The sequence below is a fragment of the Methanofollis liminatans DSM 4140 genome (assembly GCF_000275865.1).
Lineage (GTDB): Archaea > Halobacteriota > Methanomicrobia > Methanomicrobiales > Methanofollaceae > Methanofollis > Methanofollis liminatans.
Genome location: NZ_CM001555.1, coordinates 1,909,120 through 1,933,263 on the forward strand (window position 1 = coordinate 1,909,120; position 24,144 = coordinate 1,933,263).

General features: G+C 59.7%; 21 protein-coding genes. 11 read left to right on the plus strand and 10 right to left on the minus strand.

The features are described 5' to 3' along the window. The first annotated feature begins 3 nt into the window (after nucleotides 1–3). Both brxD and METLI_RS09370 read left to right on the plus strand, forming a co-directional pair. On the plus strand, nucleotides 4–1,281 hold the full coding sequence (gene brxD, locus METLI_RS09365; RefSeq protein WP_004039792.1) for a BREX system ATP-binding protein BrxD: 1,278 nt from the start codon (nucleotides 4–6) through the stop codon (nucleotides 1,279–1,281). A gap of 39 nt (nucleotides 1,282–1,320) precedes the next feature. After that, nucleotides 1,321–2,283 (plus strand): HD domain-containing protein, encoded by a 963-nt coding sequence (locus tag METLI_RS09370; protein ID WP_004039794.1) that lies wholly within the window; start codon nucleotides 1,321–1,323, stop codon nucleotides 2,281–2,283. Nucleotides 2,284–2,709: 426 nt separating this feature from the next. On the opposite strand, the gene hisD is transcribed toward METLI_RS09370, so the two are convergent. Next, a complete protein-coding gene (gene hisD / locus METLI_RS09375) occupies nucleotides 2,710–3,966 on the minus strand; it encodes a histidinol dehydrogenase (RefSeq protein ID WP_004039797.1) in 1,257 nt (418 codons plus the stop codon). A gap of 120 nt (nucleotides 3,967–4,086) precedes the next feature. Between hisD and wtpA the strand changes: the two genes are divergently transcribed. From wtpA to METLI_RS12825, 4 genes are read left to right on the plus strand one after another with little or no spacing between them, the layout of a single operon-like run. Further along, entirely contained in the window at nucleotides 4,087–5,142 is a 1,056-nt protein-coding gene (wtpA, locus tag METLI_RS09380; RefSeq protein WP_004039799.1) for a tungstate ABC transporter substrate-binding protein WtpA, read from the plus strand. Nucleotides 5,143–5,164: 22 nt separating this feature from the next. Further along, the gene (locus METLI_RS09385; RefSeq protein WP_004039801.1) at nucleotides 5,165–5,977 is read left to right on the plus strand and encodes an ABC transporter permease; all 813 of its coding nucleotides are present in this window, start codon (nucleotides 5,165–5,167) and stop codon (nucleotides 5,975–5,977) included. Further along, nucleotides 5,964–7,034: an ABC transporter ATP-binding protein gene (locus METLI_RS09390; protein WP_004039803.1), complete on the plus strand. Its 1,071-nt coding sequence runs from the start codon at nucleotides 5,964–5,966 to the stop codon at nucleotides 7,032–7,034. Before METLI_RS09385 ends, METLI_RS09390 begins: the two co-directional genes overlap by 14 nt. 38 nt (nucleotides 7,035–7,072) lie before the next feature. Further along, nucleotides 7,073–7,531 (plus strand): acylphosphatase, encoded by a 459-nt coding sequence (locus METLI_RS12825; RefSeq protein ID WP_004039806.1) that lies wholly within the window; start codon nucleotides 7,073–7,075, stop codon nucleotides 7,529–7,531. A gap of 38 nt (nucleotides 7,532–7,569) precedes the next feature. On the opposite strand, the gene METLI_RS09400 is transcribed toward METLI_RS12825, so the two are convergent. Beyond that, a complete protein-coding gene (locus tag METLI_RS09400; RefSeq protein ID WP_004039808.1) occupies nucleotides 7,570–7,824 on the minus strand; it encodes a SemiSWEET family sugar transporter in 255 nt (84 codons plus the stop codon). 243 nt (nucleotides 7,825–8,067) lie between these two features. Further along, nucleotides 8,068–9,453 (minus strand): PAS domain S-box protein, encoded by a 1,386-nt coding sequence (locus tag METLI_RS09405; RefSeq protein ID WP_169313813.1) that lies wholly within the window; start codon nucleotides 9,451–9,453, stop codon nucleotides 8,068–8,070. 167 nt (nucleotides 9,454–9,620) lie between these two features. Here METLI_RS09405 and METLI_RS09410 point away from each other — a divergent pair, with 167 nt between their 5' ends. Then, the gene (locus METLI_RS09410) at nucleotides 9,621–10,106 is read left to right on the plus strand and encodes a PAS domain-containing protein (protein WP_004039812.1); all 486 of its coding nucleotides are present in this window, start codon (nucleotides 9,621–9,623) and stop codon (nucleotides 10,104–10,106) included. Between the two features lie 412 nt (nucleotides 10,107–10,518). Here METLI_RS09410 and METLI_RS09415 read toward each other — a convergent pair whose 3' ends face one another. Together METLI_RS09415 and fdhF are read right to left on the minus strand one after the other, a co-directional pair. After that, a complete protein-coding gene (locus tag METLI_RS09415; RefSeq protein WP_004039814.1) occupies nucleotides 10,519–11,760 on the minus strand; it encodes a Coenzyme F420 hydrogenase/dehydrogenase, beta subunit C-terminal domain in 1,242 nt (413 codons plus the stop codon). 2 nt (nucleotides 11,761–11,762) lie between these two features. After that, on the minus strand, nucleotides 11,763–13,829 hold the full coding sequence (gene fdhF, locus METLI_RS09420; protein WP_004039816.1) for a formate dehydrogenase subunit alpha: 2,067 nt from the start codon (nucleotides 13,827–13,829) through the stop codon (nucleotides 11,763–11,765). Nucleotides 13,830–14,027: 198 nt separating this feature from the next. Between fdhF and METLI_RS09425 the strand changes: the two genes are divergently transcribed. Then, the gene (locus METLI_RS09425) at nucleotides 14,028–14,678 is read left to right on the plus strand and encodes a hypothetical protein (protein ID WP_004039818.1); all 651 of its coding nucleotides are present in this window, start codon (nucleotides 14,028–14,030) and stop codon (nucleotides 14,676–14,678) included. A 20-nt stretch (nucleotides 14,679–14,698) separates the two neighbouring features. Here METLI_RS09425 and METLI_RS09430 read toward each other — a convergent pair whose 3' ends face one another. Together METLI_RS09430 and METLI_RS09435 are read right to left on the minus strand one after the other, a co-directional pair. Further along, nucleotides 14,699–15,631: a hydantoinase/oxoprolinase family protein gene (locus tag METLI_RS09430; protein ID WP_004039821.1), complete on the minus strand. Its 933-nt coding sequence runs from the start codon at nucleotides 15,629–15,631 to the stop codon at nucleotides 14,699–14,701. Next, nucleotides 15,628–16,512: an ATP-grasp domain-containing protein gene (locus tag METLI_RS09435; RefSeq protein ID WP_004039823.1), complete on the minus strand. Its 885-nt coding sequence runs from the start codon at nucleotides 16,510–16,512 to the stop codon at nucleotides 15,628–15,630. Before METLI_RS09435 ends, METLI_RS09430 begins: the two co-directional genes overlap by 4 nt. Before the next feature lie 86 nt (nucleotides 16,513–16,598). Here METLI_RS09435 and surE point away from each other — a divergent pair, with 86 nt between their 5' ends. Further along, on the plus strand, nucleotides 16,599–17,378 hold the full coding sequence (surE, locus tag METLI_RS09440; RefSeq protein ID WP_004039825.1) for a 5'/3'-nucleotidase SurE: 780 nt from the start codon (nucleotides 16,599–16,601) through the stop codon (nucleotides 17,376–17,378). Between the two features lie 40 nt (nucleotides 17,379–17,418). Then, nucleotides 17,419–18,138 carry a ribose-5-phosphate isomerase RpiA gene (gene rpiA, locus METLI_RS09445; protein ID WP_004039827.1) on the plus strand — a complete coding sequence of 240 codons (720 nt, stop codon included), beginning with the start codon at nucleotides 17,419–17,421 and terminating at the stop codon, nucleotides 18,136–18,138. On the opposite strand, the gene METLI_RS09450 is transcribed toward rpiA, so the two are convergent. From METLI_RS09450 to acs, 3 genes are all read right to left on the minus strand, one after another. After that, nucleotides 18,107–18,481, minus strand: a complete 375-nt coding sequence (locus tag METLI_RS09450; protein WP_004039828.1) for a hypothetical protein — start codon at nucleotides 18,479–18,481, stop codon at nucleotides 18,107–18,109. The genes rpiA and METLI_RS09450 overlap by 32 nt on opposite strands. 217 nt (nucleotides 18,482–18,698) lie before the next feature. Then, nucleotides 18,699–19,259 carry a TATA-box-binding protein gene (locus METLI_RS09455; RefSeq protein ID WP_004039830.1) on the minus strand — a complete coding sequence of 187 codons (561 nt, stop codon included), beginning with the start codon at nucleotides 19,257–19,259 and terminating at the stop codon, nucleotides 18,699–18,701. 42 nt (nucleotides 19,260–19,301) lie between these two features. Beyond that, complete coding sequence (gene acs, locus METLI_RS09460) at nucleotides 19,302–21,197, minus strand: acetate--CoA ligase (protein ID WP_004039832.1); 1,896 nt, start codon at nucleotides 21,195–21,197, stop codon at nucleotides 19,302–19,304. 465 nt (nucleotides 21,198–21,662) lie between these two features. Here acs and METLI_RS09465 point away from each other — a divergent pair, with 465 nt between their 5' ends. Continuing rightward, nucleotides 21,663–23,726, plus strand: coding sequence for an acetate--CoA ligase family protein (locus METLI_RS09465; RefSeq protein ID WP_004039835.1), 2,064 nt, complete (start codon nucleotides 21,663–21,665; stop codon nucleotides 23,724–23,726). Nucleotides 23,727–24,144: the final 418 nt, after the last annotated feature.

Genomic DNA, 24,144 nt, shown 5'->3' on the forward strand with positions numbered 1-24,144 from the left:
ACGATGGACGGAAACAAAGCAGAAAGCATCGGGATCGTCAACGCCCTCAGAAGGGGAACCGTCCCGGCGTCCGGGCTTGAACGGCTCGCTGTCGGTCTTGCGGTGGAAGAGCGGGTGATCGGTGGGCAGCTTGACTATACAGCCTCCGGCGGGGCCGACGTAAAGTTCGTCCGCGGAGAATACGGGAGCGGAAAGACATTTCTGGTGGCGCGCGCCCTTGAGATCGCCCGGAGTAAGGGGTTTGCGACAGCCCATGTAATGATCTCCGGGGACACGCCCCTCCACAAACTCAGCGCCCTGTACTTCCGCATCCTCTCCTCCCTGCGGACGGCCGAGCACGAACACGCCCTCAAGGAGATCGTGGACAACTGGATCTTCTCCATCGAGGAGCGGATCATCGAGGTGGAAGGCGCTGCCGAGGAGGACGAGGCCCTCGAAGCAGGAACGGTGGAGCGGATCGAGGCCGCGCTCGCCGACATATCGACGGTGAACCCGGCCCTTGCTGCCGCATTGCGCGTCTATTATACGGCGAACAACGCCGGGGACTTTCCCCTCGCCCAGGCGGCGCTCGGCTGGCTCTCGGGCGAACCCCATATCGGCCGGGACTTCAGGCGGGCGGCCGGTGTGAAGGGGGAGGTGGACGACATATCGGCCTTTGTCTTCCTGCAGGGGATCGTGCGGATCGTCAGGGCGGCCGGATACGCCGGGATTGCCGTAGCCGTCGACGAGGTCGAGACCGTGCAGGCCCTGCCCTCGAACCTCCGCGAGAAGGGGTATAACAACCTCCGCCAGATCGTCGACGCCGTCGACCGCGGGGAGATGCCCCACTGTTACTTCCTCTTCACCGGTACGCCGGCTTTCTTCGAGGGCTCGAAGGGGATCAGGTCGCTCCCTCCGCTCTACGACCGCCTGCGGGTAGTCGGTACCGACGGCGTCGCAAACCCACTGCAGGCGCAGATCGTTCTGCGGCCCTTCGACATGGACAAACTGGAGGAAGCGGCACTGAACGTATCTGGCATCTACGCCGACGCCGCATCGCCGGTGGACCGGAGCCGGATCTCTCACCGGTTTATCAGGTCGATGATCGACCGGATCACCTCGCGCTTCGGCGGGCGTGTCGATGTGATCCCGAGAATCTTCCTGCGGGAGTTCGTGGACATCCTGGACAAGTGCGAACTCTATCCGGACTATGATCCGTCTTCGGCCTATGCCTTCGACGCCGGGAAGGTGAAGGGAGAACTGCGGGAGGAGGAAGAGGCATTCCTCGAGGTCGAGTTGTAAAGGGAGGGCGTTTATAGCCCGCGGTTCCCATCTCTTCTGATGACCGACGCCAGGAATAAACAGGTCTATCTTTCAGAGATCGCCGACGGGGACCGGGTCGACGATCTCTTCCTCGTCCTGAGACGAGAAGTGAAGCGGAAGAAAGACGGAAACCCCTATATTTTCGCCATCGTCGCCGACCGCTCCGGGACGGCGCCCTGCACTATCTGGGGAACAGCAACCTGCGGCGAAACGCTGCTTGAAACTTGCGCGGCCCTCGAAGTGGGCAGGGTGTTTCGCATATCAGGAAAGGTCTCCGCCTTTAATAGTTCCCTGCAGATCAGCGTGAATGAAGGCGTCGAGTACCTGGGGCAGCCGGTTCCGGAATCAACGATCGAACCGGCAGATTATGTCAGGATGAATACCGACATTGACACCCTGAAACGCGGGGTCCTGGACCTGATCGCAACGATTGCCAATCCCACCCTGAAAGATGTGGTGCTGGAGGCGATCTCGGGTGCAGATGGTTTTTTCGAGAAACCTGCAGCAAAAGGGCGGCATCATGAATACCCGGGCGGGCTTGCCGAGCACACCCTTGAAACGGCGAGGATTGCAGCGGCCGGATGCGACGCCATCGATGTCGGATCCAATCGGGACCTGATCATCGCCGGCGCGCTCCTCCACGACATCGGCAAGGCGTTTTCTTTCGAACGATCAGGCCTGTGCTTTGTTGCGCGGCCCGAGTATGATCTGGTCGGGCATGTCAGCCTCGGCGTCACCTACCTGGAGCGGTTCAGATCCCGCCTCCCATCCGACATCTTCTCCCACCTCACGCACATCGTCCAGTCGCACCACGGCCCCCACGGCGAGGTGGCCTGCCAGACGCCAGAGGCATGGACCGTCCACATCGCCGACTATGCCAGCGCCACCCTGCGGGAGGTGGCGGACGATCAGGCTGCCCTCGAGCCTGGGTCAGGGACGCGGACCGGCAGAAAGTGCGGCGGGCCGGTGTGGCGGTTTTGAGGGGTATTCCAGGATAGTCTCACGAAAAGACGCGAAGAGATGAAGATTTTTCAGGGCTGTGGCGTTCTCTCGTGTGCAGGGATGGGAATGCGGGAACGCCTCTGCCAGGTGGCCTGCTGCCCCGTCAGACTGCGATTGGGGGGGGGGATAGACAGACCACTCAGGCACGCCCGTCCATCATTTTTCATCGACAGGTATTCCGCCCTCCCCCTCCTCGCATATCCAGGGCAATCGCACGCGGGGGTCAGGGGCAATCACCCACGGTGCGAAGGTGGGGGAAGGCGAATGAATCACGCGTGCATCCGGAAAAGTGAAGATTTCTACAAAGCTGTTTTATTATTTTTTCGCGTCCTTCGCGTCTTCGCGTGAAGTTGTAAAAAATCCCCCACCCCCTGCCGGCCCCCCCAAGCCACCAGAAAAAAGTATTCAGTCTTTTTTCCGCCTGCGGATCCTGACCGACTCTGCATGGGCATGGAGCCCCTCGGCGGTGGCAAGCGTCTCGACGACCCCGCCAAGCCACTCAAGGCCCTCCCTGTCGATCATCTGGACCGAGGAGGTCTTGCAGAAGTGGTGGACGTCAAGACCCGAGAAGACCCGGGCGAAGCCTGCCGTGGGAAGGACGTGGTTGGTCCCCGAGGCGTAGTCGCCGAATGCGACGGCGGTATACGGCCCGACGAAGATCGATCCGGCGTTGTGGACGGCGTTGAGGGTCGAGAGCGGGTCGGCGACCTGGATGGAGAGGTGCTCAGGGGCGACGTAGTCCATGGCGGCGATCGCCTCGTCGAGATCGGCGGCGACGACATAGCCCGAGTTCCCGAGGGCGGCCTCGATGATCGAGCGGCGCGGGGCGTTCTTCATCTGGCGTTTGATCTCGGCGCCGACCTTTGCGGGCAGCGCCGCGTCGGTGGTGATGAGAACGCATCCCGCATGGGGGTCGTGCTCGGCCTGGGCAAGGACGTCAGCAGCGACGAATGCCGGATCTGCCGTGCTGTCGGCGAGAATGCCGATCTCCGAGGGGCCGGCTGGAAAGTCGATCTCGGCATGCTCCCGCAGCATCATCTTGGCGGCGGTGACGTAAACGTTGCCTGGTCCGACGATCTTCTGGACCGGATCGATGCTCTCGGTCCCGAGGGCCATCGCCGCGATCGCCTGGGCGCCGCCGACGCGGTAGCACTCGTCCACACCGGCGATGTCGAGAGCGACGAGGGTGAGGGGGTGGACCGGCGGCGGGGTGCAGACACAGATCTCAGGGACGCCAGCCACCTGCGCCGGAACGGTGGTCATCAGGGCCGTTGAGGGGTAGGCCGCCCGTCCACCCGGGACATAGGCGCCGATCCGGTCGAGCGGTGTGGTCTTGACGCCGACGATGACGCCGGGCTCCACCTCCTCAAGCCAGAGCGAACGGTTGCGCTGGAGCTCGTGGAACCTCCTGATATGCGCCTCGGCTTCGGCGAGGCTCTCGATCAGAGAGTCCTCAACCTCCTCGTACGCCCCCTCGAACTCTTCCGGGGTGACGGCGAGGTCTTCGAGAACGATCCGGTCGAATTCTTTCGTGAACCGGTAGAGCGCTTCGTCGCCATCTTTCCGCACACCCTCGACGATCGCAGCGACGGCCGCGCCCACGCCTGCAAGGTCTGAGCGCCGCCGCTCCTGCCATTCCTCAATATCCAGCGCCTTCCACATGGTGCAGATAGGTTGGTGGCGGCACCATTAAGACTTGCCATAGCCGGAGTTAACCAATATAATTTAACTCAAAACACGTATCAACAGTGTTATCTATCAATTCCTCCTAATAGCCATGGTATGAAACTGAGTAAAGCCGTTCTTATCACTGCGCTGCTCGTCTGCGCCGCGGTATTCCTGTGCGGGTGCACCACCACCCCAGGAGAAACGACACCGGCCACAACGCCGGCAACGACCGCCCCCGCCGCGATCAGCGGCGTTGTCACCGTCTTCAACGCGGGCAGCCTCACGGCGCCATTCGAAGACCTCGAAAAGCAGTTTGAAGCGAAATATCCAGGCACCGACGTCCAGCTGGTAGCCGGCGGTTCGACAAAGATCGTCAAGGACATCACCGAACTCGACAAGAGCGCCGATGTCCTTGCTTCGGCAGACTACACACTCATCCCTGACCTGATGATCCCGGACGCTGCCGACTGGTACGTCACCTTCGCCAAGAACCAGATGGTCCTCTGTTACACAAACGAGAGCAAATACGCCGATGAGATCACCGCAGAGAACTGGTACGAGATCCTCGGAAAGTCCGATGTGGCATGGGCCTTCTCCGACCCGAACCTCGACCCCTGCGGCTACCGCTCGCCCATGGTGATCCAGCTCGCCGAGGCTCACTACGGCGACGATCAGATCTTCGAGCGGGTCGTCATGGCGAACTCGAACATCACGGTGACCGAAGAAAACGGCGTCTTCACGATCCACGCCAAATCCCCGGAGCCGAAGGCCCCCCTGCAGGTCAGGCCGAAGTCAGTTGAACTCGTCCAGATGCTCGAGAGCGGCGGTCTTGACTACGCATGGGAGTACCGCTCGGTCGCTGCCCAGAACAACCTGAAGTTCATCGAACTCCCTGAGGCGATCGACCTCTCGTCGGTGAAGTATGCTGACGATTATGCAACGGTCCAGATCGACACCGAGGGCGGCATGATGACCGGCAAGCCCATCGTTTACGGTGCGACCGTCCCGAAGAACGCCGGGAACCCTGATGCAGGTCTGGCGTTTGTCAAACTGCTCATCGGTGCTGAGGGGCAGGCGGCCATGGACGGACAGGGTCAGCCCCCGATCGTGCCGGCCGGCGGCTACGGAAATGTCCCGACAGCGCTGAAGAGTCTCACAGCATCCTCCTGATCTCCTCTTTTTTTGACAGATCATGGCCCAGATATCAATACTCCGCGACCGCTGCCTTGTCTCCTTCTCTCTCCTCGGCGGTGTCATCCTCGGCTTCACCATCCTCGCCCTGCTGAACATGACGGCGAAGGAACTCGCCGATATCCCCCACCTCCTGCAGGTTGCCGCCGATGCAAAGGTGATCGACTCGATCGTCCTCACGATGGCGGCCGGCGCAAACGCGATCGCGATCCTGATGCTCTTCGGGATCCCGCTCGCATATGTGCTTGCCAGGGCCGATTTCAGGGGGAAAGGGATCGTGGAGAGCATCGTGGACATCCCTCTGATGCTCCCGCACACCGTGGCCGGCATCCTGGTCTATATCCTCTTCATGAAACGGGGGCTGATCGGTGCTCCCTTCTACAGCATGGGTTTTTCCTTCGAGGACGCCTATCCCGGCATTGTCATCGCCATGCTCTTTGTGGCGTCCCCGTATTTCATCAACTCGACGCGTGAAGGGTTCGAAAAGGTTCCCGTCCACCTTGAGAACGTGGCGCGTACCCTTGGAGCAAGCCGGTTCGCCGCCTTCCGCCATATCGTCCTCCCGCTCTCAGCGCGGGATATATACAACGGGGCAATCCTTGCATGGGGGAGGGCAATCGGCGAGTTCGCCGCCATTATCATGATCGCCTACTACCCGATGGTGATCTCAACCCTGATCTACTACCGGTTCACGACAGGCGGGATCAAAGAGAGCAGCACCGTTGCTTTTGTGATGATCCTCGCCTGTTTCGCTGTGTTTTTGACGCTGCGCTATCTTTCGCGCTTCATCGGGAGGCACGATGATCGAGTTTAGGCGCGTCTCCCTCACCCTCGGGAACTTCGCCCTGCAGGAAGTCTCCCTCACGGTCAGGAAGGGGGACTACTACTTCATCATCGGGCCGTCAGGGGCCGGAAAGACCGTTCTCCTGGAGGCGATCGCCGGACTCCACCTTCCCGACGAAGGGGATATTCTCATCGACGGTGAGGATGCCTCCCATAGCCCCCCGGAGAAACGGCGGATCGCCCTGGTGTACCAGGACTACTCCCTCTTCCCGCATATGACCGTGGAGGAGAATATCGGGTTTGGCCTCATGATGCAGAAACGACCGAAGGACGAGGTCAGAAAACGGGTGAGCGACTTGCTCGGGACATTCGGGATCGAGCATCTCAGAAATCGTTTTCCGGGGACGATGAGCGGCGGCGAACAGCAGCGGACAGCGATCGCCCGCGCTCTTGCCTCCGACCCTGAGATCCTCCTCCTCGACGAACCCTTCGCCGCACTCGACCCTGTCACGCGGGAACACCTGATCGCCGATCTCCAGCGGATCCACCGTGAGAGGGGCCTCACCATTGTCCAGGTGACCCATGCGAGGGAGGAGATCCTGCGCATGGCGACGAGGTGCGCCGTGATCATCGAGGGCAGAATGGTCCAGGAGGGGCAGGCCGATCAGGTTTTTCAGACCCCGAAGAGCACGGTGGTCGCACGCTTCGTTGGCATGGAGAACATACTCAACGGCGTCGTCGCCACCAGTGCAGACGGACTCGCCTCGATCGACGTGGGGAAGCAGAGGATCATCGCCGTCTCGGATGCCGCTCCGGGCACTGCCGCAGCCGTCGTCTTCAGGGCCGCCGATGTGACGCTCTACCTCAGGGACAGGGAGGAGAGCACCGCCAGAAACCGGTTCGAGGCCGTGATCACCACCGTCGTCCCGCTCGGCGGCCCTCTCACCGAGGTGTATCTTGACGCAGGCTTCCCCCTTGTGGCGCTTGTCACCAGACGATCGGCTGAAGACCTCGATCTCATGCCGGGCATGAACGTTGAAGCATCGATCAAGGCGAGCGCGGTCCGGGTCATTCCAGAGAGGCCCTGATCGCTACTCAATTATCCCTGTCAACCCTATCTTCGTTCATGGATGGAGAAAACCCCTTTTCAGGACAGACCGGGGTCTGGCGCCTTGCGGGCATCGCCCGCGGCCGGGTGCAGGGCGTCGGCTACCGCGGCTATCTGGCCGGCAGGGCGGCCGCCCGAGGTCTTGCGGGCTACGTGCAGAACCTCCCTGACGGGACGGTGGAGTTCGTCGCCGAAGGAGAGGTAGGGGACCTTGCAGCCTTTCTGGAGGAGGCATGGGCGCGGGACGAACCGGTGATCGGCGTCGGCGAGATCGCCGTCTCGGTCATCGAACCGACCGGCGAATTCAACCGTTTCGAGGCGCGGTTCGGCGATCGGCAGGAGGAGTTTTTCAGGCGAAGCGGGCTTGCCCTCGATCTGCTGAAGGAGATCCTGAAAACGGAGGGGGAGATGCTCGCCGAGCAGAGGAGGACGAACGCACTCCTCGAAGCGCTTCTCAGAACAGGCGGGACAGAATAATAACCACTTTTAGACGGCGATGGTCTTCCCCGGGATCATCAGGGCGACCTGATCTTCACCACAAGGATGCAGAGCAGAAGGACCGCCGTCACTGCGTTCGCAATCATGATCGCGGGATCGTCCCGCACCACGCCGTAGGCGAGCCAGAGAATGAGCCCGGCGAGGAAGCAGACGAGCATCGCATAGGAGAAGTCATGCGCCGATCGGGTCCGCAGGGTCTTCGCCACCTGCGGAATGAAGGAGAGGGTCGTGAGAGAACCGGCCGCAAGGCCGAGGAGGTGGAGTGGATCCATGGAATCAGATACTTCCGGTATGACGGGCATCCTGATAGACCTGTGGCTTCTGTCCCGCCCGGTTGGAGAGGTATAACGGAGAGCAGATGTGTCGGCTCTTCGAAGACACCCTGCGTCTCCCTGACCGTCCCCGCGCCCCACCTCATCAAAGTCCCCCTGATAGAAAGGGACAAAACCATCACACGACGGAAGGGGCCGCAAGGTGGATGCTTTTAGCACCGCGTTCGGCGCATGCAACGGCGATCAGGTGCCCCCCCTCAGCCTGAGATCCCTGACGATCGAAATGACCACCTCCTCACCCCTGAGCGTGAAGAGATGGGCGTTGATCTCCACCGGGATCCTCGTGCCGTCTTTCGTCAGGTGCGCCCACTCGAAAAACACATGCTTCTCCTCAAGGAGCCGGCGCATGATCTCCCCCAGGTCCCCCGGATATGCCGGGTCGTTGATCTGGAGGGGGGTGAGGGCGAGGAGTTCCTCCCTCGTATAGCCAAGACGGGTGCAGGTGGTGTCGTTCACCTCGATGATCCGGCCGGGCAGCCCGTTTTCGATCAGGTGGAGGAAGATTGCGTCGTCAAGGTTGTTGAAGAGTATCCGGTACTTCTCCTCGCTCTCCCGCAGGTCCTGCTGTGCCCGAATCCGCTGGATCATATTCCCGATAGAGGCTGCGACCGTTTCAAGCGCTTTCCTGCTTCCGGGATCGATCCGGTCACGGATATGCGAACCCACCAGAAAACAGGCGATCACCTGCCCTCCTTCGTACACCGGAACCACCGCATAGGAGCGGAGAGCAAAAGCGCCGCCCATGCTCTCTTCATCCCCGATCTTCAAGTTCTCTGCATAATAGGGCGTGCCGGAACAGATCCGTTCACCCAGAGGCGAAGAGGGAGAGATATGTGAGAAGGAGCGGGCAAACCGCTGCGAGATCCCGGTGGCATGGACGAGCTCGAATACCCCGGTCTCCGGATCGGCGACGTACGCACCGCCCGCGTCCATGCCGGAGAGCCTGAGCGCCGTATCAACACAGGGCGGCATCGCCTCGAAAAGGGTCTGCGCTGCGGAAAGGGTCCATGCAAGGTCGCGCTGTGCGACCATCTGCTCTTCACCCCGTTTCCATTCGGTGATGTCCTGGAGGATCAGAATGCTGCCCGGCGAACTATCGGTAAAAACCGTGGGAACAAACCTCACTCTGAAAAATCTTCGGTTTTCACCATGCACAGACAGGGCGCTCTCGAAATAGTCTTCGGCGCCGTCACCGGCCCTCCTGATCGCATCCACCAGACGACCGCCATCGTCCAGGGGCGAGAGCAGACCGGCGACATGGGTGCCAGAGAGATCGGTATCGCGGCATCCGGCAACTTCCCGGAATTTCCGGTTTGTATCAATGATCCGCCCCTCTCTGTCGAGGGCAGCGACGCCGTCCGAGAAAAAGTCCAGGATCGCCGTCACCGGGATCCGCCGGGAGATGAAAAACACCTTCGCCTGACCGTACGGTTCCATCTCGACCTGGCCGGAGGCACGCATCACATCGAGGTAGCGAGCCACCGTGATCCGGTTCATCCCGATCGCCTCCGCGATCTGGGTGACCGACATGCCGCGAGGATTTTTCTTGAGGAGTTCTCTGATTGCCACCAGTTCCCTCCTCTCTTCTCCCATGGGAAAGGGTTTCATCTGTTTACTCTTGAATGTTGGCACCGGCCACCTCACCGGGTGAGGGGCCAGCGATAATCCCCAGTGATAATCACTGAAAGATACATTTATATAAAATTAAACAAACCCTACATCCGGAGATGGATCTGATGGAACCACTGATCACCGGAGACCTGATGAAACCCGGCACCGACACACGCATAACCATGCAGAAATCGGAAAGCACCACACCCCTCTGCATACTCGACGCCCTTCCTGTCCCTGTGATGACAGTGTCTGGCACCGGCAGCATCTACTATATGAACCCGCTGGCAGCGTCGCTCTTCGGCATTGACCCCAACGATGCCGTCGGAGAGACGATTGAGGACGCATTCCCCACCGGCATCGCCCTCAGCCTGAAAAAACTGGTCGGGAGAACCGCAGACTTCTCGGTCATCTCGGGGGGGACGATACGCCATGCGTACAGAGACTACAGCGTCCATACAGCCCCGATGAAATGCGGCGACGGATCGCCGGCAACCGTGATCGTCCTTCACCCGATGGCCGGGCATGAGCGTCTCCCCGACCTTGCACCAAAAACATGCCCGGATGGTTCAGGCCACTGGGTGCCGATATTCGTGCCGGCAGGCCATTAGACCCCTATCTCCTTCTTGCCCCATTACGAAGGACAGAGGGGGGATATCGACCGCTGCCAGGAGATTCTCTTTTTTCGGCCCTTTAGAATGCTTCATGCAAATGTCGATGCATCCCCCTGAGGAGGAGCCGCGCGGATCTGCCGCCTTCCTTCCCCCATAGATCACCGGGGGACTGACGCCCCCCGGGCTGCCGACTTGAGACTGATCCTGGAAAGAGCGAGCAAAATATGGCTCTTCTCTCTTGTGTGGGGTTTGTTATGACACCATTATCTGACACTGCTCAGGCAACAGGGATGATCGTACACGATAGAGTGCGATTGACCGCGGAGATCGTCTCAGGACGAAGGCGTTGACGCGGGCAGACCGGGAGCGGGACAACCCATGCACACGGGAAACACCAGAGAAAAAAGGGTTATTTGTTGAAGATATTGTAGATCTGGTCGCTGCCGGTAGCGGAAAGGCGAGACCTCTCTTCGTTCTCTTCAACCAGTGCGAGCACCGGCAGGGTCATGTCGACACCCGGCACAAAGCCGAACATCTCCTGGAGGTCGACCTGCAGGGCGTGCATGAACAGGGCGTTGGGGATGTCCATCGCACAGAGTTCCTGGCACTGGCCGCAGTTGATGCAGGAATCAGAGATGTGGGCGAACCTGATCAGGTGGAACATGAAGTTCGGCGGAACCTCACCGGGCTTGACCAGGTAGGGCTTCTTCGTCGAGCATTCCTCACAGTAGCAGATCGGACAGTTATCAATGCACTGGTAGCACTTGATGCACCGGGAGGTCTCTTCCACGATCTTCTTCAGCCGGTCCTTGCCCTCGCCGAGGCCTGCAAAGTCCTTTGCACGCCACTTGTCGCCGAGCTTGAGCATGGCACCCTCTACCTTGCCGCGGATCTCGATACCCTTCGGGTTCGGTGCCTCGGTGGCGAGTTTGCCGGCCTTCGTGGCGGCGTCGAGGAGCGCTGCACCCTTCTCGGAGCAGACTTCGACAAAGGTCGCCTTGCCGGCCTTGTCACCGATGACGCCCCAGTTGCCGCAGGCGAGGTCGGCCTGACGCGGGACCTTCATCTTGCACCGGCGGCAGTTGGACCTGCGGCCGTAGCCTTCCTCTTCGAGGACGTCGATGGAGATGCCCTTGTGCTGACCATCGGCGGTCATGATGATGAACTGACCCTTATCGATCTCTTCCTTGACAACGGTGTCGGGGTCGGTCTCGAACTTGTCCGCGATCATCTTCCTGGCAGTCACCGGGGAGACCGATCCGCCACAGTTCAGGCCGATCATGATGACGTTGTCGAGGTTGATCTGCTTGCGCTTGGCCAGTTCGTACATGCCCATCGCGTCGCAGCCCTTGACGGTGACGGCGATCTTCATGTCCTTCGCACCGTTGAGGTACTTCTTGAAGAGCTTGGAGAGGAGGAGCGTCCCGCAGTGGAGCGAGCCCGCAGCCTCTGCGATCTCCGCCGGGTCGGTGATGAGGGTCGGAACAGCGTCGTAGATGTCCTGTCCCTTCTTCACGGCAAGGACGGCGTCGACCATCTTGCTCTCAAGGGCGTACTTCAGGAGCGAGGAGACCGCACCGCCGCACTCGCCCTTTGCGAGGAGGTCTGCATCGGTAGACCACGCGTAACACATATCGCCTTTTGCTGACATTTTCAGGCCTCCTGGATCTTCTCAACCTTCACAGAACACGCCTTGAACTCAGGGATCTTGGCGATCGGGTCGAGTGCATTGTTGGTGAGCACGTTTGCCGCGCACTCCGCAAAGTGGAACGGCATGAACATGACGCCCTTCATGATGTCCTTGGTGACCTTGGCCGGGACGTTGATCGTGCCGCGGCGGGAGGTCGCCTTGACGATCTCGCCGTCGACGATGTCGAGCGCCTTCGCGTCCTCGGGGTTGATCTCGATCCATCCGGTCGGGACTTCCTCGTCAAGGTGCTTCGAGCGGCGGGTCATTGAGCCGGTATGCCAGTGCCAGATGCACCTGCCGGTGGTGAGGATGAACGGGTACTCCTCGTCCGGGACCTCTGCTGGCGGTTTCCACTCGATCGCGTGGAAGACACCAAGGCCATCGGGGTGCGAGAACTTGCCGATGTGCAGGATCGGGGTGCCGGGGTGCTCGGTCGTGGGGCAGGGCCAGTGGAGCGCTTCGGGCTTGTTCAGCCGCGCGTAGTTCATGCCATGGTAGGACGGCGTGACCTCGGCGATCTCGTTGAAGACATCCTCAGAGGTCTTCCAGGAGAACTGCTCGGGGTAGCCCATCTTCGCCGAGAGCTCGGCGATGATCTTCCAGTCGAGTTTTGCCTGGCCGGGCGGCGCCTGGGCAGTACGCCACATCTGGACGCGCCTCTCGGTCGAGGTCTGGGTGCCGTCCTTCTCGGCGTAGCAGGTGGCGGGCAGCACGACGTCGGCGAGCTGAGCGGTCTCGGTCAGGAAGATGTCCTGCACGACGAGGAACTCAAGGGCCTTGAGGGCGTGCTCGACGTGGGTGAGGTCAGGGTCGGAGAGCATCGGGTTCTCGCCCATGATGTACATCGCCTTGAGTTCACCGGGCTTGTCGGTGAGGACGTCCATCATGACAGTGACCTCGTAGCCGTTCTTCGGCTCGCAGATGCCGTCGGGGAAGCCCCATGCGTCGGCGAACTTCTTGTGGGCCGCCGGGTCGATGACCTTCTGGTAGCCGGTGAAGACGACCGGGAGCGCACCCATGTCACAGGCGCCCTGCACGTTGTTCTGGCCACGCAGAGCGTTCACACCGGCGCCGGCCTTGCCGAGGTTACCGGTGAGCATCTGAATGTTGGCGACGGACTTGACGTTGTCCACACCGGTGGTGTGCTGGGTGATGCCCATCGAGTACAGGATAGCGGAGGCCTCGGCCTTGGCGAACCACTCGCTCGCCTGCTGCAGCTGCTCGACCGGGATGCCGGAGATCTTCGAAACATTCTCGAAGTCGTACTCGGGCTTCATCACGACTTCTTTCAGTTTGTCGTAGTCCTTCGTCCGCTTCTCGACGAACTCCTTGTCCTCCCAACCGTTCTTGATGATGTACTGCATCATGCCGTTGAGGATGGCGACGTCGGAGCCTGAGCGGAACTGCATGTAGAGGTCGGCCTGCTTGGCGGTGGCGGTGTAACGCGGGTCGGCGTAGATGATCTTCGCGCCGTTCATCTTCGCCTGGACGATCTTGCGACCAATGAGAGGGTGCTGCTCGAAGGTGTTGGACCCGAGAACAAACAGACACTTCGATTCTGCAATGTCGAGAATCGAGTTGGTCATTGCGCCTGAGCCAAAGGAGGCGGCAAGCCCTGCGACGGTCGAAGCGTGGCAGAGACGGGCGCAGTGGTCGATGTGGCGGGTCTTGAGGACGCCGCGGGCGAACTTCATAAGGGCGTAGTTGTCCTCGTTGGACGTACGGGCCGATGAGAGGACTGCCATCTCGTCAGGCTTGTACGACTTGAGCTTCTGGGCGATGAGGTCATAGGCCTCGTCCCAGGTCGCCTCGACAAACTTTCCGTCCTTCTTGATCAGGGGCGTGGTGAGCCGGTCTTCACGGTTCACAAACTCCCAGGCATAGGTACCCTTCGGACATACCTTACCCTCGTTGACAGGCGAGCGGTGGTACGGCTGGACGCCGCAGACCTTCCCGTCCTTGACAACGAGGTTAAATGTACATCCCGTGCCACAGTACGGGCACGTTGTCTGAACGTACTTCAATTCCATGGAAAAACCTCGGACATACAATCGTCCACGTTTGTATTATATAAGGTTAGTGTATGCCAGGGAGATTTTTGATGAATATCGGTGGAAAGAGTGCTTCAAGAGCATCATTTTATCATGCACCCCCATTTAACCACTGGCAGATATGGTTTACCCCGCCCGGCTGATAGGTTAAAAAATGCGGGGAGCGCAGAAGGGTATATGCAGGTGATCGTACCTCCCATGCTCGCCGACCTCGTCGCCGGTTCCATCATAGCCCTGGACGGAGCCGAATTCACCAGATTGCGTCGCTGTCCGACATGCGGCCAGGAGGTGCGGGGCCACGACATGAAGCGGCGGAGGTTCGCCGTGATCAAAGGACCCGAAGGAGAAAAAGAGATTGTAGTGTGGGTGAAGCGGTTCCATTGTACGGGGTGCGGCACCCTCTGTACTGCAGACGCACCCTTCTATCCGGAGACGCGGGTCGGGGCCCCCATCGTCGACCTCTGCCTCGTCCTCACCGAGGATTACCCCTTCAACCATGCTGCACGTATCCTCGGGGCGATGCGGATCGTGCTGGACCGCGGATCAGTGCGGAACTACGCCTTGCGGAGGAAAGAACCGGTACCGTCGACCCCCCTCTACGGCCTGCGCCTCCCCAATTCCATCCTCTCACTCCTCACCCTTTCCATCGGCAGAGACGAGCCCGGCCCCATCGAAGGGACAAAAATTCTCGCGGCCTGCGGTTTCCCATCCGCAGACAGGACACCGCTTCATCCCCTTCGGTCCGAAGAAGGGGACCAGCGGTATGAAGAGAAAGAAAAAGAAGAAGGGAAGGCCGAGGAGAAAGCCGACCGCCGTCAGGACGAGTGATCCTGCCAGCAGGACGAGGCTCAGCGTGAGCCGTTTCGTTGCGCCACCTCGAGCACCGCATAGGCGGGGAGGGCGTCGGCCATCCCACCAAGATCCCTGTTCAGGTCGGTCCCTTTCAGCGTTTCGGCAAAAACACCAGAACCGATTCCGGCGCAGACGACATGCCTGCCCCCTGACCGTCCCATGCACTCCCAGACGGCCCTGAGGATCATGCCCTGCTGGGCCGCCCAGAACTGGAGGGCGATACTCCGCGCCGCCGCTTCCCCGATCTCCTCGAGGTCTGAACAGACAACGCGAGAAAGCCGCCGGAGAGCGGCGCCGACCGTTGCCTGACCGCCGTCCGGCGTCGCAGAGGTGTAGTCCTCCGGCCGGATCGTGCCGAGGACGAGATGGGCGTCGCCGCTGCAGGCGAAATACTCGGTCGAGACCGGGGTGAAGATCCCGTTGATCTCCACGGCCCGGAGGATCGTCGCCACGTTCGTCCGCAGCATCCCGGTATAGACAAGGTACCCCCTCTGGAGACGGAGGAGGTCGGTGAGCCCGAGCAGATCGTCGAAACGGCCGAGCGGGACGATATCGGCGGTGGTGCTGCCGACATCGAGGAGCACGGCGTCAGGGTAGCGCTCCCTGAGGTAATCGGCAGAGGCGAGCCAGTTTGCGGCGGCCAGTTCGGGAACGGCACGGTCGTGGAAGACCCCATCAGTCCCGTAAAATATGGCATCAGGGAAGTGCTCCCTCACAACGTCGACGATGAACCCGATGCCCTCAGCCTTGCCGGAAAAACTGTCGGCAAGTTCTCCGCTCATGACGACGGCGGCGTTTTCTCCTCGCCCGGCATAGGCAGAGAGGAGATCTCCGAGCGGCGCCTCCTTCCAGAGCGGGCAGTAATGAATATGGGCGCCCGATCCATCGACGACCTTGAGGTTGGCGCCGCCGACATCGATCCCGATCATCGCCGCTCGACCCTCCCGTCCTTATCGAACCTGGCCCCCCCGGAGAGCTGGACCGAGGCCGGCGCTTTTCCATAGGAGGCGTTCACAAGGACGCTGGCGATCTCCTCCTCCATGCAAGCGGCGATCCCGACCATGCTCGTCGTCGGCCTGGGGTTGACGTCGACCACATAGGCTCGATCGGCAAGGACGATATCGACGCCCACGTATCCCTGACAGCCAAGAACCGTCGCTGCCCGCACCGCCGTCGCCACGATCTCGTCAAGGCGCGGGTGGCCCACCGGCGTCTCGCCGCCATGATAGGCAAACGCACCGTCTTCGACCGTGACGGCCTGCCGGTTCACCGCAAGCACCAGGAACGGCGCCCCGGAATAATAGAGGCAGGCCTCCCCAACAATCCGGCTCCCGACAAGGCTGACCGAGAGGTGCTCGCCTTCGATGTACTCCTGTCCGATCTCGCCCTCACCCGGCGCATCCTCGCTCAGACGGACACCATGCGCACCGCAGCCCGACACCGGCTTGATCACCTTCAGCCCGACGGTCTTCTCTGCCGGAACCGGGATGCCATGCGACGCCAGGATCGCCGAGGTGCGCCGTTTGTTCGCGCACAGGGCGACGTTCATCGAGCCGCACCCGATGTTGTGCGTGCAGTCCTCGACGGCTCTGGTCAGCGGGGCGAGGAGATGGTCGGGTGCAATCACCAGCCCGACATCGCACGACGGGGCGAGGGCGCGGATCTCGGCTCCGAGGTCACCTCCTGCGGGGGTGACGACCTCATATCCACAACGCCTGAAACTCCCGGAGAGCGTCTCCAGCATGGCCCGCCCTTCGATCGCAAGGTCAGGATCATGGAAGACCGTATATTCTGCAAGAAATGCCCGCATTCTCTAATGGGTTGGCAGCAGCATCTTTTGTAGGTATTGGTCCCAAACGACTATCTGCCAGAGCGGCACAACCATTCTCCATTACGATGGGACCAAAGATTCTCCTCACCAACGACGACGGCGTCTACTCGAACGGGCTCTGGGCAGCATACGAAGCGCTCTCAGAGATCGCCGAGGTGACCATCGTCGCCCCGGCAACACAGCAGAGTGCTGTGGGCCGATCGATCTCCATCTTCGAACCGATCAGGGCGACGAAGATAGTGCTGAACGGCGTGACCGCATACTCGGTCGGGGGAAAACCGACGGACGCCGTGATCGTCGGCCTCTTCGCGCTCGATATACGCCCCGACCTGGTGGTCAGCGGCATCAACATCGGCGAGAACCTCAGTTACGAATCGATCATGACCTCGGGGACGGTCGGGGCGGCGATGGAAGCGTCCAATCAGGGGACACCGTCGGTCGCCTTCTCCCTCCAGGTATGGGACCAGGGGGACAAGTTCGACGACCCCCGCCACTGCGGGAGCAGCTTCGACGATGCTAAGAAGGTCGTGCGGGACGTCTGCGAAAAGATCCTCACCCGCGGATACCCGGGAAACGCAGACGTGATCAACGTGAACATCCCATCGCACCTGCGGGGGGGCTACGAGGTGACGCACCTTGCGCGCAAACTCTTCCACACCGGGGTCGAGCGGCGTCTCGACCCGAGAGGACGACCGTACTTCTGGATCAACGGGCCCCTGGTCGAGGACGCAGAGGAGGGGACCGACGTCCATGCGATCAGAAAGGGCAACGTCTCGATCACCCCGATCACCCTCGACTGCACGGCGATGCCTGCAAACGACGAACTCCGCCGCCTCTTCGGGTGAAGCGGCACCCCTTATCTTCCCTGCCACCCATACCTTTTCTGTGACATCCAAGCAGGCAAACCTTGAAGCGAAACGGATTGTCGGGATCGCCGCCGCCGGAGAGGTGGAGGACGGCATGGCGGTCGGTCTCGGCACAGGCTCGACGGCGAACTATGCGATCATCAGGATCGGCGAGAGGATTCGAGAGGAGGAGATTGCGGTCGTCGGTGTGCCGACTTCCTACCAGTCCGCGATCAGGGCGCGCGCGGCCGGCATCAGGGTGGCCGACCTTGCCGACTACCCTGAACTGGACCTGACCATCGACGGCGCCGACCAGGTGGACGCCGCCTTCAACGTGATTAAAGGGGGAGGGGCGGCGCATACGCGCGAGAAGTGCGTCGCCGACGCATCAACGCGGATCCTGATCGTCGTGGACGTGACCAAGGTCGCAGATCGCCTGCACATGCCGGTGCCGGTGGAGGTCGTGCCCTATGCGGCGACCGGTGTGGCGCGGCACGTCGGCAGGCTTGGAGGCGACGCAGTGATACGGGAGGGTGTGAAAAAGGACGGCCCCGTGATCACCGACAACGGAAATTTCATTCTCGACTGCGCATTCGGCACGATCGAAGACCCTGAGAACCTTGAGACCAGCCTGAACACGATTCCCGGCGTCCTGACCTCGGGGCTGTTCACAGAATACGCGGAAAAAATGACGGTGATGGTCGGGGGGGACGGGAGTTACAGGATTCTCACGAGATCAGACCGCGTGCCTTCTCGATGAGGGCAAGCTGGGTATCTACCTCTTTTTTCTTGTTTTTCTCAATAATATCGATGATATCGTTGATCGGTTTTGCAAGAGTGTAGATCTTCACCGGACGCCCTTTGCTCTCTGCCTTGCTCTCCCTGGAGTTGATCCACCGTTTCTCTTTGAGAAAGCGCATGGCAATACTCACTTCGGGCTGGCGGAGATCAGTCCCGCGCTCGATCTCCCGGGAGGTCGCTTCGTCAGTATTGGCAAGGTAAACAAGAACTTTCGATACATTGCGCTTGATACCGATGTCCATGAGGAGAGTGGCGAACTCTTCTTCTTTCTGAGTAAAGTACAGGACTTCTTCTGCTTTCATTATGTTCACCCGGTTCACGTATTATGTTAATATTTGTAATATATGAATATTCTTAAAAGGTATATTTCAAAATATATAGATTCGGATATAAATGCGAGATCCAGACACCTTATTTTTATATTCCCATCGAAAATGGCAGGCAGCAGAGATGCCCCACACATCAGGAAGGAGTGCTACTCCTCTAATATATTGGATTTATAATTAAAAAAGGTATACCTCAGAGGAGCCCGAGATTGGAGAGATCGGCAATGATCTTCCTGACAGCAAGTTTTGCATCCCCGGGTTGTTTGCCTCCTGTAATGATCAGTTTTCCGGAGCCAAAGAGAAGGACAACGACCTTTGGATCTTCAAGGCGGTAGACAAGGCCGGGGAACTGCTCGGGCTCGTACTCGATCCGGTCAAGATTGAAGCCGATGGCGATCTTATTGAGGTTTATAGGTTTCCCAAGGTCAGCAGAGGTGACGATGTTCTGGATGGTGTAGGTGAGATCGGCGTCGATATCGATATCAAGGTCGCGGAGCTTTCCCCCAAGGATCTCAAGGCCCTTGCTGAGACTTTCCACGCTCTTCGCCCCGGTCAGGACGACTTTGCCTGAACCAAAGACAAGGGCCGCAATTTTTGGGTCCTGCATCCTGATGACAACACCGGGAAAGCGTTTCTTGTTGTAGTCGGCGCCCTGTATCCTGGATGAGATTGCCGGAAGGTCAAGAGAATCGGTTACTTTGGCGGAAGCAACAATATTTTCTATTTTTAGAGATTCCTCCGGGTTACCGTGCATGTTTATAAATGACGTAAAAAAGATATATAAAGAGTTGGGTGATCAGTCCTCAAGCGTGGAGGTATCGCCGGGGTCCATTCCGAGCTCTTTTGCCCTGAGCACCCGCCGCACGATCTTGCCGCTCCGCGTCTTCGGCAGCGCCTCGACAAATTCTATCTCACTCGGCATGGCGATCGGGCCGACAGTCATGCGCACATGGTAGCGGAGGTCGGACTTCAGCCGGTCGCTCCCGGTATATCCATCCTTGAGGATGACGAACGCCTTGATCTGGTTCCCCTTCACCGGATCGGGGACACCGATCACCGCCGCCTCAGCAGTCGCTTCGTGGGAGACGAGGGCTGATTCAACTTCGGCTGTGCCGATGTTGTGGCCGGCCACGATGATCAGGTCGTCGGCCCGGCCGATCACCATGATGTTCCCGTCATGCCCTTTCACCGCCAGGTCGGTCGCCGTATAGAGGTTGTCAAGCGTGGTCCAGTACTTCCGGTAGCGATCGTCGTCGTTGTAGACAGTGCGCAGCATCGAGGGCCAGGGGCGTTTTATGGCCAGAAAACCGCCATTGCCTGCCTCAACCGGTCTGCCGTCCATATCAACGACATCGGCGACAACGCCGGGGATCGGTTTGCCGGCAAAGCCCGGGCGCATCGGTTCGCCGACCATCGTGGTGATCATGTGCATCCCGGTCTCGGTCTGCCACCAGGTATCGACGATCGGGCAGCGGTCCCTGCCGATATGGTGGTAGAACCACTCGAATGCCTCAGGGTTGAGGGGTTCGCCGACTGAGGCGAGAACCCTGAGCGAACTGAGGTCATACCGGTCAGACCACTGCTCCCCGACCCGCATGAACATCCTGATCGCCGTCGGTGCGGTGTAGAAGATCGAGACGCCGTAGTCCCGGATCAGCTTCCACCAGATGCCGTGGTCAGGGAAGTCAGGGGTGGTCTCGGTGAAGAAAACCGTCGCACCATTGAGCAGTGGGCCATACACCACATAGGAGTGGCCAGTGATCCATCCAGGATCGGCGGTGCACCAGTAGACGTCGTCTTCCTTGACATCGAGGACATATTTTGTCGTATACTGGGTGCCGACGGCATACCCGCCACAGGCATGGATGATCCCTTTGGGAGATCCGGTGGTGCCGCTCGTGTACAGGAGAAAAAGCGGGTCCTCGGCGTCCATGACCTCGGGTTCACAGGAGTGCGACTCCCGCTCAAGGAGTTCGTAGAAGTCCAGTTCAATCTCTGAGTGGAGTTCGACCATTGGCGTGCCCCGGCGGTGTACGATGATTGCTTCGACGCTCGGGGCGTTGACGACCGCTTCCTCGACGATGGGCTTGAGCTGGATCTCTTTTCCCCGCCGCATCGAGACGTCTGAGGTGATCACCACCTTCGAACCTGAATCCCTGATACGCTGATTGAGGGCGTTGACACCGAAACCGCCGAAGACAACCGAGTGAACGGCACCAATGCGGGCGCAGGCGAGCATGGCGATCACCTGTTCGGGCACGACCGGCATGTAGATGCAGACGCGGTCCCCCTTTTTCACGCCCATCCGTTTCAGGGCGTTTGCAAATGCAGAGACGTTGCGGAGGAGCTGGCTGTAAGTGTAGGCCTTTTCTTCTCCCTGCTCCCCTCTCCAGAAGAGGGCCACCTTGTTTGCCCGGCCGTTCTGTACATGGCGGTCAAGACAGTTGTGCGTGATATTGAGTTTTCCGTTGAGGAACCACCGGGCGTAGGGAAAATCCCACTCCATCACCCGGTCGAAGGGCTCGAACCATTCGATCTCGGCCGCACGTTCCCTCCAGAAGCCGTCGGGATCGGCGATAAACCGCTGGTACGCCTCTTCGTAGTCTCCGATCCACGACTGTTCCCTGTACGAGGGGTCGGGCCGGTAATACTTTGGGGCCTCCAGAGGCACGGAGAAATCCTGTTCTGTCATGGTCGCCTCCAATTTTACACGATCAATAGTGAGAATTTATTAAATATTTTGTGGTCACGCAAAAAAGGGGTTATTTTTAAAATAAAGACAATTCGCACAGTAATTTTTGTTATATCACCGAATAATACATGATCGTCCATGTTAAATCGCGCAGACTATGATTATCAGCTTTTTTTTAAAAAAGATAGATTTTATCCCCTTTTATCAAACTTCATCCAGGGAAAAGCAGCGGGGCGAAGGAGAAATATTCGGCGATTGCCGACATCAAGTTCAACAAATTCAAAAAACACTTAAAGAATGACTTTGAGACTATGATCATAATCCTATAATCTTTCACATCTCCGCATGTACGAGAATTATCGGACCTGGCACCGCCTATTCCTGATAACCCTGCATTGTGCATCCAGAACTATCAGGAAAATCGCTGCGGTTCAATGATGTTACCAGTATCTGTGAGGAAATTCCATGGCAAAAAGAATGTTGAGTGAGGCTGAGGGGTATGAGCTCTTTCAGAAGTACGGCGTTCCAACCCCCGCATTCCAGATTGTCACGGGTGCTGATGAAGCCGCAGAGGCGGCATCAGAGATCGGCTATCCTGTCGTGATGAAGATCATCTCCCCCCAGATCGTGCATAAAAGCGATGCGGGCGGAGTTATCGTCGGCATTTCTGGCGCGGAAGAAGCAAAAAAAGCGTTTAACGGGATCGTCGCATCGGCAAAGGAGTACAATCCGGATGCGGAGATCCACGGCGTCATCGTCGAAGAGATGGCAAAACCCGGTCTCGAACTCATCCTGGGCGGAAAGACCGATCCGGCCTTCGGCAAGGTGATAACGTTCGGTATGGGCGGGACCCTGGTCGAGCTGATGAAGGACGTCACCCTGCGTATCCTCCCGGTCCATGAATCAGAGATCAGGACAATGGTAAAGGAGATCAACGCCTACCCCCTGATCAGCGGCTACCGCGGCATGAAACCCCGGGACGAGGAGAGCCTGATCGCGATCATCACCGGCGTCGCCCGGTTCTTCGAGGAGAACCCGAATGTGATGGAGTTTGACATCAACCCGCTCAGGCTGTACGAGAGCGGTGCCTGTGCGGTGGACGCCAGGATCATCGTGGATGACGACTACCGGCCGGTCGGCAGGAAACAGCGGAAACTGGTCCCGCCCGAATACTTCACCCCCAGATCGGTCGCCGTCATCGGCGCCTCCTCCGACCAGAAAAAGATGGGGTATGCCGTCCTGCACAACCTCCTCCACTTCCCCGGCCAGATCTATCCGGTGAACAACAAGCGCACCGAAGTGCAGGGGCTCAAGTCGTACCCGACCGTCACCGCCATTCCAAACCCGGTCGACCTTGCCGTGATCACTGTGCCGGCCGTTCATGTGCCAAAGGTGATGCAGGAGTGCGGCGAGAAGGGGATCCCCCTGGTCGTGGTCATCACGGCAGGCTTCAAGGAGACCGGGCCTGAAGGGAAGGTGCTCGAAGACCGGATGCTCGAGATCGCCCGGAGTTACAATATCAGGATCGTCGGCCCCAACTGCCTCGGCCTGATCGTCCCGCCCCGCGGCCTCGACACCACCTACGTCCACCAGTCCCCGAACCCCGGCAACATCGCCTTTATCTCCCAGAGCGGGGCGATCATCAACACCGTCGTAGACTGGAGCCTCACCCAGGACATCGGGTTCTCGGCGGTCTTCTCCGTCGGAAACCAGTCAGATCTCGATTTCCTGGACTACCTCCGGTTTGTTGAGCAGGACAAGAACACCAAAGCGGTGATCCTGTACGTCGAGCAGCTCACCGACGGCCGGGAGTTCATGGAGGTCGTCTCCGAGGTCGCCAGGAAAAAACCGGTCGTTGCGATCAAGTCGGGCTCCTCCCAGAAGGGCCAGCAGGCGGCGTCGTCCCACACCGGTTCGCTTTCCGGCTCATACGAGGTGTATATGGAGGCCTTCCGCCGGTCAGGCGTGATCCCGGTGCGTGCCCTCAGGGGTGCATTCGAGGCCGCCGAACTCCTGGCAGCGCCGAGCGGTTACCTGAAGGGCCGCAGGGCGATCGTGGTCACCAACGCCGGCGGGTTTGCCGTACTCTCCTCAGACTACGCCGACATGTATGGTATCCAGCTCATCGACCTCCCGGCCGAGATCATGGACGAACTCAACGAGTTCCTCCCCGACTACTGGAGCCACGGCAACCCTCTCGACCTCCTGGGCGATGCCTCGGAGAAGCGTTTCGAGCAGGTCTTCGAGGTGCTCGCACGCCACTCCGACCTCTGGGACATCGCCTTCGTCGTCGGATTCCCGAACCTGGTGCTCACCTCGGAAGGGCTTGCAAAACAGGTGATCAAGTTCACCGAGAAAACCCCCAACCCGGTGATCGGGACCTTCCTGGGCGGCGAATCGATGGACGCCGGGATCAAGCTCCTCAAGGAGCACCACATCCCGAACTTCGACGAACTCGAGCAGACCTTCAAGGTGGTCGGGCGCGTCGTCTGGCAGCGCTGCCGGGCGAAGTCGATCGGGCTGCCCTGAAAAGATCCCGCACACACTTTTTTTCTGGTTCTTTGCCCCAGTCACCCGGGCACGCTCAGCCTGGTCCCGCCCTTCCGGCATACGGCGTACATGCTTTTTCCTGGTCTTTGCGGTTTTATGTGGGTAACCTCCGGCACCGGCAGTGATCTCCTCACGCGAAGAAAGAGGGGCCTGATTCTATCCTTGCACCTTCGCGTCTTTACCTTCGCGGCTTTTCGCGGCGTCGCGTGAGACAGCCCGGAAAAGCCCTGCGAACATCCAGAAACGCTCCCCACATCTTCACAGCCTGCCGTGCAGGATCGTCCCCCTCATCCAGATCGGTCCGGGGAGCAGTTAGACGAAGGTGTCCTGACCTCTCACACAGAAGAGCGAAGAACCCTTTCTCCTTCTTTCCCCTCACGTGAACGGCGCCGGGTGA